Source organism: Bradyrhizobium sp. 160 (assembly GCF_023073735.1).
Classification (GTDB): domain Bacteria; phylum Pseudomonadota; class Alphaproteobacteria; order Rhizobiales; family Xanthobacteraceae; genus Bradyrhizobium.
This window is the reverse complement of record NZ_JADPKD010000067.1, coordinates 25,181-40,330: the sequence shown is the minus strand read 5'-3', so window position 1 is coordinate 40,330 and position 15,150 is coordinate 25,181. Positions and strand designations below refer to the sequence as shown.

At 58.0% G+C, this 15,150-nt stretch carries 13 protein-coding genes; 8 read left to right on the top strand and 5 right to left on the bottom strand.

Annotated features, from left to right (window positions below; genetic code table 11):
• Positions 1 to 109: 109 nt before the first annotated feature.
• The 3 genes from IVA98_RS27595 to IVA98_RS27585 all read right to left on the bottom strand — a co-directional run bounded on the left by IVA98_RS27595 (position 110) and on the right by IVA98_RS27585 (position 1,119).
• On the bottom strand, positions 110 to 403 hold the full coding sequence (locus IVA98_RS27595) for a hypothetical protein (protein WP_247355850.1): 294 nt from the start codon (positions 401 to 403) through the stop codon (positions 110 to 112).
• 110 nt (positions 404 to 513) lie between these two features.
• Positions 514 to 666 (bottom strand): trehalase-like domain-containing protein, encoded by a 153-nt coding sequence (locus IVA98_RS27590; protein ID WP_247355849.1) that lies wholly within the window; start codon positions 664 to 666, stop codon positions 514 to 516.
• An 84-nt stretch (positions 667 to 750) separates the two neighbouring features.
• A complete protein-coding gene (locus IVA98_RS27585) occupies positions 751 to 1,119 on the bottom strand; it encodes a BA14K family protein (RefSeq protein ID WP_247355848.1) in 369 nt (122 codons plus the stop codon).
• An 883-nt stretch (positions 1,120 to 2,002) separates the two neighbouring features.
• On the opposite strand from IVA98_RS27585, the gene IVA98_RS27580 reads away from it, so the two are divergent.
• The 8 genes from IVA98_RS27580 to IVA98_RS37330 all read left to right on the top strand — a co-directional run bounded on the left by IVA98_RS27580 (position 2,003) and on the right by IVA98_RS37330 (position 10,603).
• Entirely contained in the window at positions 2,003 to 2,485 is a 483-nt protein-coding gene (locus IVA98_RS27580; RefSeq protein WP_247355847.1) for a universal stress protein, read from the top strand.
• A 59-nt stretch (positions 2,486 to 2,544) separates the two neighbouring features.
• Positions 2,545 to 3,699: an amino acid ABC transporter substrate-binding protein gene (locus IVA98_RS27575; protein WP_247356088.1), complete on the top strand. Its 1,155-nt coding sequence runs from the start codon at positions 2,545 to 2,547 to the stop codon at positions 3,697 to 3,699.
• A 37-nt stretch (positions 3,700 to 3,736) separates the two neighbouring features.
• Positions 3,737 to 4,600, top strand: a complete 864-nt coding sequence (locus IVA98_RS27570) for a branched-chain amino acid ABC transporter permease (RefSeq protein ID WP_247355846.1) — start codon at positions 3,737 to 3,739, stop codon at positions 4,598 to 4,600.
• Positions 4,597 to 5,544 (top strand): branched-chain amino acid ABC transporter permease, encoded by a 948-nt coding sequence (locus IVA98_RS27565; protein ID WP_247355845.1) that lies wholly within the window; start codon positions 4,597 to 4,599, stop codon positions 5,542 to 5,544. The genes IVA98_RS27570 and IVA98_RS27565 overlap by 4 nt, the downstream gene beginning before the upstream one ends.
• The gene (locus IVA98_RS27560; RefSeq protein WP_247355844.1) at positions 5,541 to 6,275 is read left to right on the top strand and encodes an ABC transporter ATP-binding protein; all 735 of its coding nucleotides are present in this window, start codon (positions 5,541 to 5,543) and stop codon (positions 6,273 to 6,275) included. The genes IVA98_RS27565 and IVA98_RS27560 overlap by 4 nt, the downstream gene beginning before the upstream one ends.
• The gene (locus IVA98_RS27555; protein WP_247355843.1) at positions 6,272 to 7,000 is read left to right on the top strand and encodes an ABC transporter ATP-binding protein; all 729 of its coding nucleotides are present in this window, start codon (positions 6,272 to 6,274) and stop codon (positions 6,998 to 7,000) included. Before IVA98_RS27560 ends, IVA98_RS27555 begins: the two co-directional genes overlap by 4 nt.
• A gap of 880 nt (positions 7,001 to 7,880) precedes the next feature.
• Positions 7,881 to 9,482, top strand: a complete 1,602-nt coding sequence (gene ctaD, locus IVA98_RS27550; protein WP_247355842.1) for a cytochrome c oxidase subunit I — start codon at positions 7,881 to 7,883, stop codon at positions 9,480 to 9,482.
• Between the two features lie 290 nt (positions 9,483 to 9,772).
• Positions 9,773 to 10,603, top strand: a complete 831-nt coding sequence (locus tag IVA98_RS37330) for a universal stress protein (protein WP_247355841.1) — start codon at positions 9,773 to 9,775, stop codon at positions 10,601 to 10,603.
• Positions 10,604 to 11,861: 1,258 nt separating this feature from the next.
• Here the strand turns inward: IVA98_RS37330 and cydB are convergent.
• Positions 11,862 to 12,842, bottom strand: a complete 981-nt coding sequence (gene cydB, locus IVA98_RS27535; protein WP_276577993.1) for a cytochrome d ubiquinol oxidase subunit II — start codon at positions 12,840 to 12,842, stop codon at positions 11,862 to 11,864.
• A 2-nt stretch (positions 12,843 to 12,844) separates the two neighbouring features.
• Positions 12,845 to 14,269 (bottom strand): cytochrome ubiquinol oxidase subunit I, encoded by a 1,425-nt coding sequence (locus tag IVA98_RS27530; protein WP_247355838.1) that lies wholly within the window; start codon positions 14,267 to 14,269, stop codon positions 12,845 to 12,847.
• Positions 14,270 to 15,150: the final 881 nt, after the last annotated feature.

The following is a 15,150-nucleotide window of genomic DNA, read 5'->3' as shown; positions in this document are numbered from 1 at the left end:
GGGATCGCAGAACCGCCTCCGAATACGGCCCCGCTGCCTTGCAGCGGCGGGACCAGTCGCGCCAGAGGGCTCCGCCTGTTTCAGGAGGGCCGCGGGGTCTTCCGGGGTGTCAGGATCCTGGTAGGAAATTTGGTGCGAGAGAACGAAGGCCACGCGCTGGGGCCGGTGTGACTGAAAAGGAGCCGACGGTCTTCATCGCTTCGCCGCGCATGGTCACGTCGGTTCTGAGGATCAGCATCGACTCCCCGACGACCATGCTGACCGCGCCATCCTCAAGCCGGCTCACCCATGGCACGCCGGCCCCGTAGTCGAAGCGCGCCACCAGCTCGCTGTGCATCTCGACCTTGCCCTTGATGCCTTCGACTGATCTGACGACCTTCGACAGGTCGGTTTTCGGCGGCATGAAATCGCTGATGCGGACGCTGCCTTGGTCAGTCTCGAAGATTGTTTCCAGGATCAGGGTGCCGGGCGATAACGCCGCTCGGCCGCAGAGCGGCCGGCCGGAGACAGTTTCTAGTAGCCGTTCTGCCCATCGCCGAGCAGCTTCGCGAAGCAGCTATCCGAATCGAACCGGGGGAGACTCAGCCAATCGATCGAACCGTCGCGCCCGACCAGAGCTGCAGTCTTGCAATCGCCGAGCAACGCATAGTCTTCAATCTTGGCCATTTGGACACCCGATACCCAAAATGGCTGTCCTGTCCTCCGGTTCCATTTCTCCGCCTGCACTTTCGACGGGATCATCAGAACGCGTCAGGGACAGGGGTGACGCTCTCCATCGTATCCCAGATAGGTGCCTGAGCCCGGATCGTAGGAGCGATAGCGCTGCGCGCAGTAGGCGTCGGCATTTGCACGCGCTTGGCTATTTGCGATCGCGCTGCCGACGATCGCGCCGGCGGCCAGCCCGCGCAGGACGGCCGCGCCGTTACCGTAGTAGCGGGGTCCGTGCCAATGATGGTGCCGGTACGGCCCGTGCCAATGCCGATACTGAATCTGCTGCACGCTCGGCCCAGGACCGGTTGTCGCTGTCGGCATCAGGGGGGCGGCGATTGTCGATGAAGCAGCGGACGAGAGCATCGCCCCGGCGGCCGCAACGACGATGAAAGTTCTGCGTCGCGTCATGTCGGGCTCCGTGTTGTTGAGGATGTTGGAGCAACAGCGGGTTGCCCGCTCCGTTCCGAAAACACGGGGCCCGGCGTCAGAGAGTCGCAGAAAATGAAATCTTCGTAAGGCGCGCACACACCGCTCGCTCCGCAGCCCGACGTCTAGCTGCTTCTCTGCAGAGAGCTACGGCGCCGACCAAAAGTCAGTCATGATGTCTCGCCCGCCTTCTCCTTGCGCATTGACGTCCAGTTGGTCCATTGGCCGGCAGGCGTGAGCCATTGTGCCAGCCTTGTTCGAGTGCGCAGCCACGTTGATCCTCGAGCGCGTTGATCGGCATTGAGCTCACTGGCTACGTCAAGCCGGCCATCCGCGCTGACGAAGTGTCCACTCGTGGCCTGATTGCCAGCTCATTTTCCCGGCGAGGCCTCACATCAAAAATATCGATATTAAGTGGTGGTACTTTTCGTTTGTCAAAAAGGATCTCGGGCATACGTTGCTAACAACGTTAGCGTATCGATCGTTGCATCGGCGAGGCGCGAATAGGCGGAGGCCGAGATGATAAAAGAATCGGGGAAACTTGAGCTGGTGACTTCCATGCTCAGAACGCTAAGGCAAGTCGTGGACGCTCGGTTGCTGTTGACTAATTCAGAGAGTCTCGACAGCGATCGGTTGTCGCTACTGCCGCGAGTTGTCAATGAAGGACGCCTGCAGCCACAGCCAATACCTGTTCGCCGATGGCTTGGAGGATGCACCCGTCTTCGCGCCTGACGCATTCCAGGCGGCCGGCTTCGGGCGAGTGCCTGTGCGTGAACGTGTTCCATAATGGCCGGTGCAGGCGGCGCCTCAGACCTTGGCAGTCAATGCACTAGCCGAGCAGCGTACCAACCAGGGAGATTGCGCCATGTTTCAAAAATTGCTCCTGGCCTTCGACGGCTCACCCGATGGTCGCGAAGCTCTGGCCCAAGCCGAAACGTTGGCATCAGCTTGCGGGGCGACCGTTCATCTCCTTGCGATCATAGACCCGACCGAAAGCATGCTGATCGTGGAGGCAATGTCTTACATTCCAGACAATCAACGTTTTGTACTCCAGTCAGTGCTTGACGAAGGCGTAAGGCGTTTGCGACGCGCTGGATGCACTGCAACCAGCGAAATTAAGTATGGCAAGCCAGCGGAACAGATAATTCTGTCCGCCAGAGAAATGAACGCGAACTTGATTGTCGTGGGTCACCGAGACCAAGGGACGCTTGCACGTTGGTTGAATGGATCGGTCGGCGAATCCATCTTGCATCAACCGCCATGCAGCGTCCTCATCGCGGTAAAGCCTGATCAACCGGCGATTAACGTCACCCCGATTCGGCAACTGAAGGCGCGGGGGAAGGGATGAACGCTATACTGAAAGTCCCTGGTCTCGCAGCTCTTTTGCTGGTTGCTGCAGCCTTTACGATGCCATCGGACAGGGGCGTTGCAAAGGACATCGTCCTAGGGGCCTCTGTACAGCTGACGGGGCCCGTGGCCAACACGGGCCGCTACTATCGAGACGCCTATCAACTTGCGATCGATCGAATTAATGCCCTCGGCGGCGTCAAGGTCGGCAATGAAGCGCACAAACTCACGCTCAAGCTTTACGACAATCAGTCTGACGTGAACCTCAGCGTGCGCCAGTACACTCAGTTAGTTTCTCAGGACAAGGTCGATTTTCTGCTGGGACCATTCGCCAGCAATTTCGCAATAGCGGATTCCGCAGTGTCCGAGAAATACAAGATTCCAATGGTCCAGGGCGGCGGTGCGTCTGACCAGATCTTCTCGCGCAAGTTCAAGTACATCTTTGGAACGCTTGCACCGGCCAGCAACTATTTTGGTTCGACAGTAGAGATGTTGAAGGGACTTGATCCCGCGCCTAAATCCGTCGCGCTGCTATATGCGGACGACGCTTTCGACGTTTCGGTGGCGGAGGGTACTCGGCCGAAATTGAAAAAAGCAGGTCTGACGTTAGTCATGGATGAGCGCTACAGCACAAACGCTACGGATTTCAGTTCTCTCTTGTCGCAGATCAGGAGCAAGAACATCGATGCGGTGCTGGTCGCCGGCCACGAAACCGAGATCCTGAATTTCGTGCGGCAGGCGAAGAGCCTTGCGGTCGCGCCGAAGATGTATTCCTTCACGGTTGGTGTTCCGAGCGAGGATTTCCGCAAGGCGTTGGGCAAGGATGCCGATTACGCTTTTGGCATGACGGCCTGGCTGCCTTCGACAGACCTGAAGGACCGCTGGTTCGGCGATGCCGCGCAGTTTGCCGCCGTCTACAAGGCGAAGTTCGGATATGACCCGGATTATCATGCCGCCTCCGGCGTCGCCGACGTGGAAGCTTTGGTACAGGCCGTCGAAATGGCAGGCACGATCGACCCGGAGAAGGTGCGGAACGCACTCTCGAAAGTGAAGTTCGACAGCCTGTATGGCCCGATTGCGTTCAATGAGAACGGCCAGATCGATCTCCCCCAGACGGTCATCCAGGTCCAGGGCGACGGCTTGGCCGCGATTTACGGCGTCAATGGCAACATCGCGCAGCCACGATATCCGATGCCGGCCTGGAACGCGCGTTAGGCCGATTGCACGAGCGGTCGGCAGAGAAGAGGACGATGTGGACCTGCTCGCACAAGTGTTGGTCAACGGAATACTCTTAGGCGGTTTGTACGCCGTAATGGCGCTCGGTCTCGCCCTGGTCTGGGGCGTGCTCAATATCGTCAACCTTGCGCATGGCGCGTTCATCATGCTCGGCGGCTATGTATCCTGGTACCTGTACACTTATGCCGGCATCGACCCCTTTCTGGGGTTGCCGCTGACTGCCGTGGTGATGTTCGCGGTAGGGTACGGCGTGCAGCGGGGTCTTTTGAACCTGATCGTCAGGGCCCCGATGTTCAACACTCTGCTGGTGACCTTCGGGATCGAGGTCGTGCTCACCTATTTGGCTCAGTTGGCGTTTTCAGCCGACTTTCGCGCCATCAACCCGTCCTCTGCCGGCAACAGCATCGCCTTGGGAACGGTGGTGCTGCCGGTGTCGCGTCTTCTGGCGTTCGGCATTGCAATCGTGTTGACGGTCGGCATGTGGCTCTTCTTGCTGCGCACACGGCTCGGACGTGCGATCCGCGCCACCGCGCAAAATCTGGTTGCGGCCCGGCTCTACGGCGTGGAGCCCCGACACCTCTACGCCATGACGTTTGGAATCGGGATTGCGCTGGCTGGCGCCGCCGGAGGCCTCTACGGAACGGTGTCGCAAATCAACCCATATATCGGCGCGGCGCTGACGGCCAAATCCTTTGCCATCTCGATCGTCGGCGGACTGGACAATCCGATCGGCGTGATCGTCGGCGGCTTGTTCCTGGGAATCCTGGAGTCGCTGACCGCGCTCTATATCGGATCGACTTTCTCCGACGTGGCAAGCTTCGGCGTGCTGGTGTTGGTGCTGATCGTGCGCCCCAACGGCCTGCTCGGGAAGGCGGCATGAAGATGGCACGCACCATGCTACTTGTGGCCGCGCTTGCCGTCTTGGCGGCGGTGCCGTGGTTCGGTTCGGACGTGCTCATCCAGTTCGGCATCAATGCCCTGCTTCTGGCGGTTCTGGCGCAGGGCTGGAACGTCATTGGGGGCTATGCGGGCTATGCCTCCTTCGGCAATTCGGTGTTCTACGGGCTCGGCAGCTACGGCGTGGCCATCGCGATGGCGCAGTGGCAATTGCCTTTCGGGGTCGGCCTCCTGTTCGGCGCGGCGCTTGCGGTCGTGTTTGCCGTGCTCATCGGGATGCCGGTGCTGCGGCTGAGGGGGCACTACTTCGCGATCGCGACGCTGGCGCTCGCCCAGGTCATGGCCGCGATCGTCTCCAACGTGAAACTGGCCGGGCGGAACGTCGGGCTCGTCTTGCCGCCCCTCAACAACGACCCGCTGTTTTACGAGTTGTCGCTGCTGCTGCTCGTGCTCGCGACGCTGACCGTCTACTGGCTGACGCGCAGCCGCTTCGGCTTTGGATTGATCGCTATCCGCGAAAACGAGGAAGGCGCGGCGGTGATGGGTGTCAATACGACCCTCTACAAAACCGTGGCTTTCGCCATCTCGGGCGTATTCAGTGCGCTGGCGGGCGGCATTCACGCCTACTGGGTTACGTTCATCGACCCGGAAAGCGCATTCGATATCGGCCTGAACGTCAAGATGATCATCATGGCGGTATTTGGCGGCCCCGGGACGGTTTTCGGCCCCGTCGTCGGGGCGCTTTCGCTTTCGGCGGTCTCCGAGCTTCTGTCGAGCGAGATCACCAGTCTCGCGGGCCTGTTCTTCGGCGTTGTGGTCGTCGCCGCGGTCGTCTTGATGCCGCGGGGCCTGGCCGACGTGCTGCGGCGCTTTCGCAGCACGGGCTGGCGTTACTTCGCCGAAAATATTCGGAGCCACCAGCTATGACGGCGATGCTCGAAATCAGCCACGTCACGCGGCGCTTTGAGGGCCTGGTCGCCGTCGACGACGTCAGCTTCATGCTGCTGCGTGGCGAGATCCTCGGCCTGATCGGTCCGAACGGTGCAGGCAAATCCACGCTGGTCAGCCTGATAAGCGGAACGCTGGCTCCTAGCTCCGGCGACGTCCTCTTCGAAGGAAGGTCCATTGTCCGCTTGCCTGCATATCGCCGTGCGAGACTGGGGATAGGCCGAACCTTCCAGATCATGCGTCCCTTTCCCGGTTTATCGGTTCTGGACAACGTCGCCGTGGGGGCACTGTTCGGACGGAGAGGCGGACAGATCCACATGTCGAAAGCCCGCGAGCAGGCTCGCGCTCAGTTGGATTTCGTAGGACTGGCCAAAAATATCGATCAGCGCGCCGACGAATTGGGGGGGGCCGGCCGCAAGCGGCTCGAGCTGGCAAAGGCGTTGGCAATGAAGCCGAAGCTTCTTCTGTGCGATGAGGTCATGGCGGGTCTCAATCAGGTCGAGATCGAAGACGTGATCGAAGTGATCCGCAAAGTTCGCGATGAGGGGATCAGCGTCCTTGTCATCGAGCACGTCATCAAGGCAATCAGGACTCTGTCGGATCGGCTGCTGGTGCTGAATCATGGCGTGAAGATCGCCGAGGGCGATCCGAGCCGCGTTCTGTCGAACCAAACGGTCGTCGAGGCCTATCTCGGCAAGAGGCGGGCATGAAATTGGACCCGGCAGCGGTCCCGCTGCTTGACGTGCGCGGAGTAAGTGCGGGCTACGGCGGAATGCCGGTCTTGCAGGATGTAACCCTGAAGATCTACACGGCCGAGGTCGTGGCGCTGGTCGGCAGCAACGGAGCGGGCAAGACAACTCTGCTGCGCGCGCTCTCGCGCGTGCTTCCCTGCCAGGGCGGCATGACCTTTAATGCCCGGGACCTCTTGCCGATGACGTCCGACGGTGCTTTTAGAGCCGGCCTCGTGCAGGTTCCTGAAGGTCGTCAGCTCTTCGACCGCATGAGCGTACGGGACAACCTGTTGATGGGCGCTTTCATCCGTGATGACAAGGCTGCAATAGGTCGTGACTTGGACAAGATGTACGCACTATTTCCGCGCCTGGCGGAGCGGCGCCGTCAGCTCGCTGGTAGCTTGTCGGGAGGCGAACAGCAGATGTGCGCGATGGCTCGCGGATTGATGGCCGCTCCAACCCTCCTCATGATCGACGAGATGAGTTTAGGACTGGCGCCCGTCATCGTAGAGCAGTTGATGGAGGTGCTGGCGACGATCCGCAGGGAGGGCGTGACGATTCTATTGGTTGAACAGGACGTCAACCTGGCTCTGTCGATTGCCGATCGAGGTTACGTCATGGAAACCGGTCATATCGTTCGCAGCGGATTTAGCGAAAAACTCATAGGCGATCCTGAAGTCCGACGTGCCTATCTCGGGCTTTGAGGCGTAGCTCGGGACGGAAAGCCGTCCGGATTAGCGTCTGTCCGATTCATGTCGGCCGCGTGGACACACGTATCAAGTCTGAGGAAGGCAGGTAGAGTGGCTGGTCCTGCCTAAACAGGAAATCGAGATGACTAAAGAAGACGCGATCAATAAACTTAAGTCACTTCAACTAGGCGGCGATGGTTGCAATGTGCACGCGAACGCTGAGACCGTTCTCTGCGAATTCCTCGATGCAGCCGGCCATGGAGAGATCGCGCGCGAGTTCCGGAAGATTCGTGAGATGTATCCGGTGGTGACCCCTAGATACGTCAAGCCGTCTTGGCGATCATAGAGATAGGCGAACGGCCGAGCAAGAATCGTCTGTGCCGGAACTGTCGGCTGTCAAACAATCATCACCAGCCGTTGACGCCAACCGCATCCGGTTGCCGGCGCAATGATCCATAGGCGAACTGTTTCAGTTTATGGTCGTGCCTGAAGTCGCGTTGCGTGGTACCTGCAACGGCTCGTTTAGACTGAGCATCAGGTGCGGTTCGCCGATGACGCGAGGGGCAGCATCGCTTTTATATGCCGCGAAGCCAAGCGTGTTCTGGCGCGATGCTGAGACATGTCTTTAGGCTCTTCCAAGGCACAATCGGTGTTGATTCGTAAATAGGTAGCGGACATGGCAGCGCGCCGGTCCGATGATCAGGAATCGTGCACTCAAACGACAATTAAATTCGTTTGTCGCGAGCATCCTTCGATGAGACAGAGACAGCAGGGTTGCCGTGGGAGCCGATGTGACGGACATCGAGCTGAGATCGTTCGTCTGAAGCGCCATTGCAGCATTCGATCCTTGTATCAGTCGCGGGTGAACCGCTTGATTGGAGCTGGTGATCCGACCATGACGAGAGTTGCCGACGCGCGCGAGAGAGATCACGCATATCCAAGCGGCTGGCGCCGCTACCTTTACTCAACCAACCACAAAGACATCGGCACGATGTACTTCGTGCTCTCAATCTGCGCAGGTCTGATCGGCGGACTCATTTCAGTTATGATTCGGATCGAATTGCAGCAGACCGGCCTGCAGATTTTTACGAATTCGCATACCTACAACGTATTCGTGACCGGCCACGGCCTTATTATGATTTTCTTCACGCTCATGCCGGCGATGATGGGTGGATTCGGAAACTGGATGGTGCCGCTGATGATTGGCGCGCCGGACATGGCGTTTCCGCGCATGAACAACATATCATTTTGGCTGCTGCCGTCGTCGTTTGCGTTACTTATAGTCTCGATGTTCGTCGAAGGTGCCCCTGGCTCGGACGGAGCTGGTACTGGATGGACGCTCTACGCGCCATTGTCGACCTCTGGCCACCCGGGGCCAGCCGTCGATTTCGTGATCCTGTCCATGCATCTCGCGGGCGCCTCGTCCATCCTCGGCTCGATAAATTTCATCACCACGATTTTCAATATGCGGGCGCCGGGCATGACCTTGCATAAGATGCCGCTGTTCGTATGGTCGGTCCTCGTGACGGCGTTCCTGTTGTTGCTGTCGCTGCCTGTACTCGCCGGCGCCATCACAATGCTTCTCACTGACCGCAATTTTGGAACGACCTTCTTTGCGCCCGAGGGCGGCGGAGACCCGGTATTGTATCAACATCTGTTCTGGTTCTTCGGTCATCCCGAGGTTTACATAATGATCCTGCCGGGCTTCGGCATCATTAGTCACGTCGTTTCCACATTCAGCCGAAAGCCGATCTTCGGTTATCTAGGAATGGTTTATGCACTGCTTGCTATTGGGGTTATCGGATTTCTAGTCTGGGCCCATCATATGTATACCGTCGGGATGTCCAGTAGCGCCCAAGCGTATTTTGCTTTGGCCAGCATGGTGATCGCTGTTCCAACCGGCATCAAGATCTTTTCGTGGATAGCCACCATGTGGGGCGGCTCCATAACGTTTAGAACGCCGATGCTGTGGGCAATAGGTTTCATCTTCGTGTTCACGGTCGGTGGCGTGACCGGTGTTGTACTCGCCAATCCCGGCATCGACAGGACGTTACAGGATACATACTACGTTGTTGCGCATTTCCATTACGTGCTGTCGCTTGGCGCGGTGTTCGCCATCTTTGCGGGCTGGTATTACTGGTTTCCGAAGATGACCGGATACATGTACTCGGAGGCTCTCGGCAATCTGCACTTCTTGCTGACATTCGTCGGCGTCAATTTGGCATTTTTTCCGATGCATTTCCTCGGCTTGTCGGGAATGCCGAGACGAATTGCAGATTATCCCGATGCATTTGCAGCCTTCAACCAGATCGCGTCGATCGGGTCGTATATCTCCGCAGCTGGATTGGTCACGTTCTTCGTTGGCATGATCTTGGCGTTCGTCCGGAAAGAGAAGGCTGCTGGCAATCCGTGGGGACTTGGCGCGACCACGCTGGAGTGGACGTTATCTTCTCCGCCGCCGTTTCATCAGTTCGAGGTCTTGCCCCGAATTGAATAAGAGGATTCACGAGCGCTGCAAATGATCCTTTCCGAGGAGCAATTTGCGTCGAAGACTCCTCGAACCCAAGTCAACGATGCCCTGTCATTGCGTCTAACCGCCGACCGTTTAGCTGTTAGTCAAGAGCGCGCGCCAGTGCGATGGACAAGGCGAGACCATGTCCCACTCATGCAACGTGAAAAATGCAATCAAGCGTCAATAGATTTCGTTTGTCTAATGGCCTTGCAAGAGGGAGCTTCAGGCCCTGCCGAGATGCGAAGCCGCATACGCGAAGACAAGTGGAGAGTAACGTGATCAAGGACGTTCTGGTGACCATTCCGCCGCGCGATGTGCCATCGCCCGCACTGGACTATGCCGTAACGTTAGCCAAAACGTTCGATGCGCACCTCACTGGCGTTGCATTTGTGCAGGACGCCGCCTTCGCTGGAGCGTTGTTTGATTGGGCTCCGGCGATTGTTCTGGAGGATTATCGCCGAGAAATGGAAGCCGCCGCTGAAGTCGCCAAAATCCGGTTTGAGGAAACATGCCAGCGGGAGGGCCTCTCCGCCGAGCCGATAGTTCTAAGTGCAGGAGCGGTCAGCCTGCCTGAACGCCTTGCGTACGCGGCGCGAAGGTTCGATCTGACGATCCTCCCTCAGGCTAACGATGAGGACGAACGGTCAGGAGACGCGATGATCGAGGCGGCCTTGCTGGGATCCGGCCGTCCGGTCTTGATCGTTCCCTGTTTCCAGGACGGCGAAGTCAAGTTCGATCGGATTCTTGTTTGCTGGGACGGCAGCCGCAACGCCGCGCGCGCTATAGCCGACGCGATGCCATTCCTGACAAGGGCCAGACGGGTTGAAGTGGTAACCGTTGCAGCGAATGGGAAACGAGACGACGGCATCGCCGGATCACACATAGCGCATCATCTTTCTCGACATGATGTAATTGTCGAAGTAGGGAATATTGTTGCTAATGGGCAAGATGTGTCGCGCAGGATCCGTTCTCACGCGGCACAACAGTCGGCAGATCTGATTGTTATGGGTGGCTATGGTCATTCGCGGCTGCGCGAGTTCATTTTAGGCGGGGTGACGCGCGACATGCTCAGTTCGGCCAATGTTCCAACCCTAATGTCGCATTGAACTGCTGCAATCTGGGCGGCTGATCAAATGTTTCAGGAGTTCGCGTCGGACTGAAAGTGCGTTTCTCGAGGGTGTCGACACGTTTGTTACGCCGGCGGATTGCGCGCGCTTTTCGATGGAAGTCGGGGGTGGTCACGCGCGTGGCGAATGGCCCGACCCATGGAGTGGGCGCACTTCACTGGCGGCCCGACTCCTCAGCGGCTGGTTTGATCTCCGCTTAGCGGCCGCAAGCTCCGAATAGGAGCCTGCCATCATCCGCCCGCCGTCTGATAAACGTATTGAATTCCAGGCAAAGGCTTGGCTTCATATTCAAGCGTCTCGTGCTGTCTCATTGAGCAACGTCACCAGACTGGCCTGCTCTAAGGCCGCGTTCGAATGTGATCAATTTGAGGGCTCAGCTTCACCGGTGCCGTTACTCGGCTCTTTCGACCGAGAGGAAACGCAAATGAAAACTGTAGTTTCAACCCGGCAAGTACATCCGCGGGACCGACTTCGATTTTTTGGCACAGCGTGGTGTGCAAGCAGATCGTGGATTACGATTGTTGGCCAGAGACCCGGATAGGCTTCAACGCCGAAGTTCGAGTCGGCTCGCTTGGTCGCCTGAACCTTGTGCAATTCCATAATTCGCCGGCAACCATTGGCGGAGCGGTGCAATCATTGGAAACGACACGCGGATGCCCCTCCGCTGCATCGCCTTGACGAAGGGCTGGAACGCGGCGTTGCCTTAAAGGAGGATTATCTCATCCTACTGCTCCGCGAAAAGCCATTGCGTCGACTGCGAGGTCAACGTGGAAACTGCCGCCTCTGACCTTGCGTTGTCCATTGGCGTCCAGACCAGCAGTCGCCGAATGCGGACCCATGCCTGATCGCCCTAAAGCGAAGGCCGAAACTAGTGCCGCTGCGCTCAGGGCCAAGACGCTTTAGGAAAGGCTGGGCAAATCGCCAATGACGTCAATAGATGCGGCCACGAGCGCTGCAACGGGATACAGATCCGAACGCCGAGGTCTCTTCCGGCTTCGCCGAGAGACGGGTAGGCTCCCAAAGTGTCGGTCGAAGATATCTGCGGAGCACTACCACGTTCGGAAGAACCTTTTTCAAGTTTCAGCACGAAATTTGGGACAGCTATCTTTTGTGTCGCGTCTGAAGCTTTTTCACTTCAGCCAAAGTCGGATCCCGTAACCAAGCGTGGCCGCGGTGGTTACACCGGCCATCCATAACATCACGAACCATAGCAAGCGCTTCCAAAACGGATCGTCGGTCAATGGTAGCCCTCGTGATCCACCTTGCCCCGAAAAGTCCAGTACGAATAGGCAGTGTAAGCAAGGATTGTTGGAATCAGAATGCCTGCTCCTATCAGCATGAAAAGGAGGCTGGACCGTGGTGCAGCCGCGTCATCGATACTGACCCGACTAGGAATGCTTATGCCAAGTCCCGCCATGCTTAGTGCGAACAATGAAAGCCCTAAGACGAAGGGGAGGCGTTCGTACCTTCGTGTCAGGCTCACCGCGAGCGCTACCGTTACGATGGCAACGACTAGCGGGACCTGGGCGGTGAATAGCACATTCGGCCAAGCAAACCAGTGTTCGTAGTATGCCTCTTCGAGGAATGGAGTGGCGAGACTGACGGCGCCAATGCAGATGACCGTTACGATCCCGGATATCCGGGCATGCCGGAAAGCGTGTTCCTGCAGCGATCCTTCCGTTTTCATAATCAGCCACGTCGAGCCAAGCAGGGCATACCCAGCGACGAGGCTAACGCCAGTTAGAACGCTGAAGGGAGATAGCCAGTCCCACCAGCCGCCTGAATACTGACGTCCCTCCACAGCAACGCCCTGCAGGAGCGCTCCTAGCGCGATACCCTGCGCGAAAGCGGCCAGCATCGAACCACCCGCGAATGAGAAGTCCCAGATCTTCTGATGACGAACGTCGCGCCAACGGAATTCAAACGCGACGCCGCGAAAGATCAGCGCGAGCAGCATTGCAACGATGGGGGCATAGAGGGCGGGCATGATGATGGCATATGCAAGTGGAAATGCGGCCAAAAGTGCGCCGCCCCCCAGCACCAGCCACGTCTCGTTGCCATCCCATACTGGAGCTACCGAATTCATTGCCAGATCGCGGTGGCGTCCTGGCTGAAGAAACGGAAACAGAATTCCTATTCCAAGATCAAACCCGTCTAGTACGACGTACGTGAATATCGCAAAGGCGAGGATGAATGCCCAGAGCGTCGCAAGATCCATGGTCAAATCCTCTTTGCTCCGATGGTGCGGTCTGGGTCTATCGCCGAAGCTGGCGTTATGCCTGCAGTTCGGATAGGCACATCGCCGCTTTCCAGGCCGGGCTCGGCCATTGCAGGCGCATGTGACATCAACCGCAGAATATACCAGGCCCCTACGGAGAACACGGCGAAATAAACCACAATGAATGCGAGCAAGGAGGAGGCAACCGCGGGTGCATCAAGCGGTGATGCAGATTCGGCGGTTCGGAGAAGCCGGTACACGGTATAAGGCTGCCGTCCGACCTCGGTGGTCACCCAGCCGGCGATGACCGCGACGAAGCCGGCCGGTCCCATTGCGACCGCGAAACGCAGAAGGATGCGCCACTCGTAAAGGCGGCCGCGTATTCGTGCGAGAAGCGCAAGGCCTCCGAGCGCTATCATCAACAGCCCGAGGCCGACCATGACGCGAAACGACCAGAAGACGATGCCCACCGGCGGCCACTCCTCGCGGGCAACCGTTTTCAAGCCCTCAATGGGCGCAGTAGAACTGTGGTGCAGAATGAGGGAGCCGAGCTTTGGAATGGCCAATGGGTATCGCACCGCTGCCGCCTCCCGGTCGGGAAAGCCGAAGAGGTACAATGGCGCCCCACCTGGATAGCTCTCAAAATGGCCTTCGATCGCCATAATCTTCGTTGGTTGATGCTTGAGAGTGTTGAGGCCATGAAAGTCGCCCATAACAGCTTGGATCGGAGCAACGCTGACAACCATACCCATCGCCATCGAGAACATCACCCGGGCACCCGCATTGTTCGGCGCCCGCAGGAGGTGCCAAGCACCCACTGCGCCTACGACCAATGCGGTGGTGAGGTAAGCGCCCAGTACAGTATGAATGAGGCGGTACGGAAAGGATGGATTAAAGATGATTTGCCACCAGTCCGTCGGTACGAACTGCCCCGAGCTGCTGATTGAATGTCCGACTGGGGTCTGCATCCAAGAATTGGCGGCTATTATCCAAAACGCAGAAAAAAGCGTGCCGGCAGCGACCGCCAATGTAGCCGCGAAGTGTAGCCCTTTACCGACCCGAGTCATGCCGAATAGCATGATTCCAAGAAAGCCCGCCTCCAGGAAGAAGGCCGTCAGCACCTCGTACGCCATCAGTGGCCCGACGATGGGGCCCGCACGGTCGGAGAAGACCGACCAGTTGGTTCCGAATTGATATGTTAGCACAATACCGGAAACCACGCCCATTGCGAAGGAAAGTGCGAATATCTTGATCCAGTAGTGAAAAAGGTCGAGAAAAATCGCGCGCCCGCTCCATAGCCACAGCCCCTCGAGCACAGCTAGATAGCTCGCCAGACCGATAGTGAACGCCGGGAAGATAAAGTGAAACGATACGGTGAAAGCGAACTGGATGCGGGCCAGCAGGAGTGCATCGAAGCCCTCAAACATAGCGATCTCCGTTCATGTGCAGCCGGGGCATTTCAATGTAGCACAACCTGTGTTGCTCACCCAGATGAGTCCTTCTTCAAGCCTTACGTCAACGCAAGCGGCACGAGGATAACGCCGAAGGGACCAACGGCAGGCGATTGGTGCTGGAATCGCCTTCTCGTTCAATGTGAATGTGCATCCGCTATAAAGCGCGAGTCTACGGACTGACTGATGCAATGCGCTCGCAGCTTCGCCATCTTGATTGTTCCACAACCGGGGAACTGAAAGCGTATGAGAAGGTCCCATCCAGATCAGGCTCACTGAGTGTTCACCACCAATTTCGCTGGGAGTTGATTTATAATGCGGCTACTGTGACCCCGCTGGTGTTGATTGAGAGCGAGCGACCGAACATCGCTTGCGATCGCCAAAAGCGGAGATTTCGTGATGCCAAGGGAAAGTGAGACGCGCGAGCAGCGCGAAAAGCGAGAACTCGACGAAGAGTTGGATCGACAGTTGGAGCAGACCTTTCCGGCGAGCGATCCACCCAAAATCACGCGCAGTCGACCCAGGCAAGCAGCGCCAAAGCTAAGCGACAAGGAGCGGGGAAGCGGCTAAAGCCTGCGGACCGTCATGACCTTTTTGCGGCACAACATATCGCCGCCGCAAGTTGTTCAGGGAAGTTGCGCTCGAACCGCTTTGAACGCCAAAACGAATTGTCGCACTGGAAGCCTCGGATGTTACGCTCCGCGACAACTTTGATCAGCATAGTGCGAGCTGGCTCGGATCAAGGGAGTATTGGCAGTTGGGGAGCGTCAGCGAGCATGATGCCGAGGAATTCGACCTATCGACGACATGCCGGCCGCTCGCGATGTCGCCAGAGGAATGAAAGTGGCGTCAGCGGC

Excerpts from the sequence above, each read along its gene's own strand:
- IVA98_RS27560 (WP_247355844.1), top strand. The coding sequence starts at position 5,541 with ATGACGGCGATGCTCGAAATCAGCCACGTCACGCGGCGCTTTGAGGGC.
- cydB (WP_276577993.1), bottom strand. The coding sequence starts at position 12,842 with ATGGATCTTGCGACGCTCTGGGCATTCATCCTCGCCTTTGCGATATTC.
- IVA98_RS27590 (WP_247355849.1), bottom strand. The coding sequence starts at position 666 with ATGGCCAAGATTGAAGACTATGCGTTGCTCGGCGATTGCAAGACTGCA.
- IVA98_RS27575 (WP_247356088.1), top strand. The coding sequence starts at position 2,545 with ATGCCATCGGACAGGGGCGTTGCAAAGGACATCGTCCTAGGGGCCTCT.
- IVA98_RS27595 (WP_247355850.1), bottom strand. The coding sequence starts at position 403 with ATGCCGCCGAAAACCGACCTGTCGAAGGTCGTCAGATCAGTCGAAGGC.
- IVA98_RS27585 (WP_247355848.1), bottom strand. The coding sequence starts at position 1,119 with ATGACGCGACGCAGAACTTTCATCGTCGTTGCGGCCGCCGGGGCGATG.
- IVA98_RS27565 (WP_247355845.1), top strand. The coding sequence starts at position 4,597 with ATGAAGATGGCACGCACCATGCTACTTGTGGCCGCGCTTGCCGTCTTG.
- ctaD (WP_247355842.1), top strand. The coding sequence starts at position 7,881 with ATGACGAGAGTTGCCGACGCGCGCGAGAGAGATCACGCATATCCAAGC.
- IVA98_RS27530 (WP_247355838.1), bottom strand. The coding sequence starts at position 14,269 with ATGTTTGAGGGCTTCGATGCACTCCTGCTGGCCCGCATCCAGTTCGCT.
- IVA98_RS27580 (WP_247355847.1), top strand. The coding sequence starts at position 2,003 with ATGTTTCAAAAATTGCTCCTGGCCTTCGACGGCTCACCCGATGGTCGC.
- IVA98_RS27555 (WP_247355843.1), top strand. The coding sequence starts at position 6,272 with ATGAAATTGGACCCGGCAGCGGTCCCGCTGCTTGACGTGCGCGGAGTA.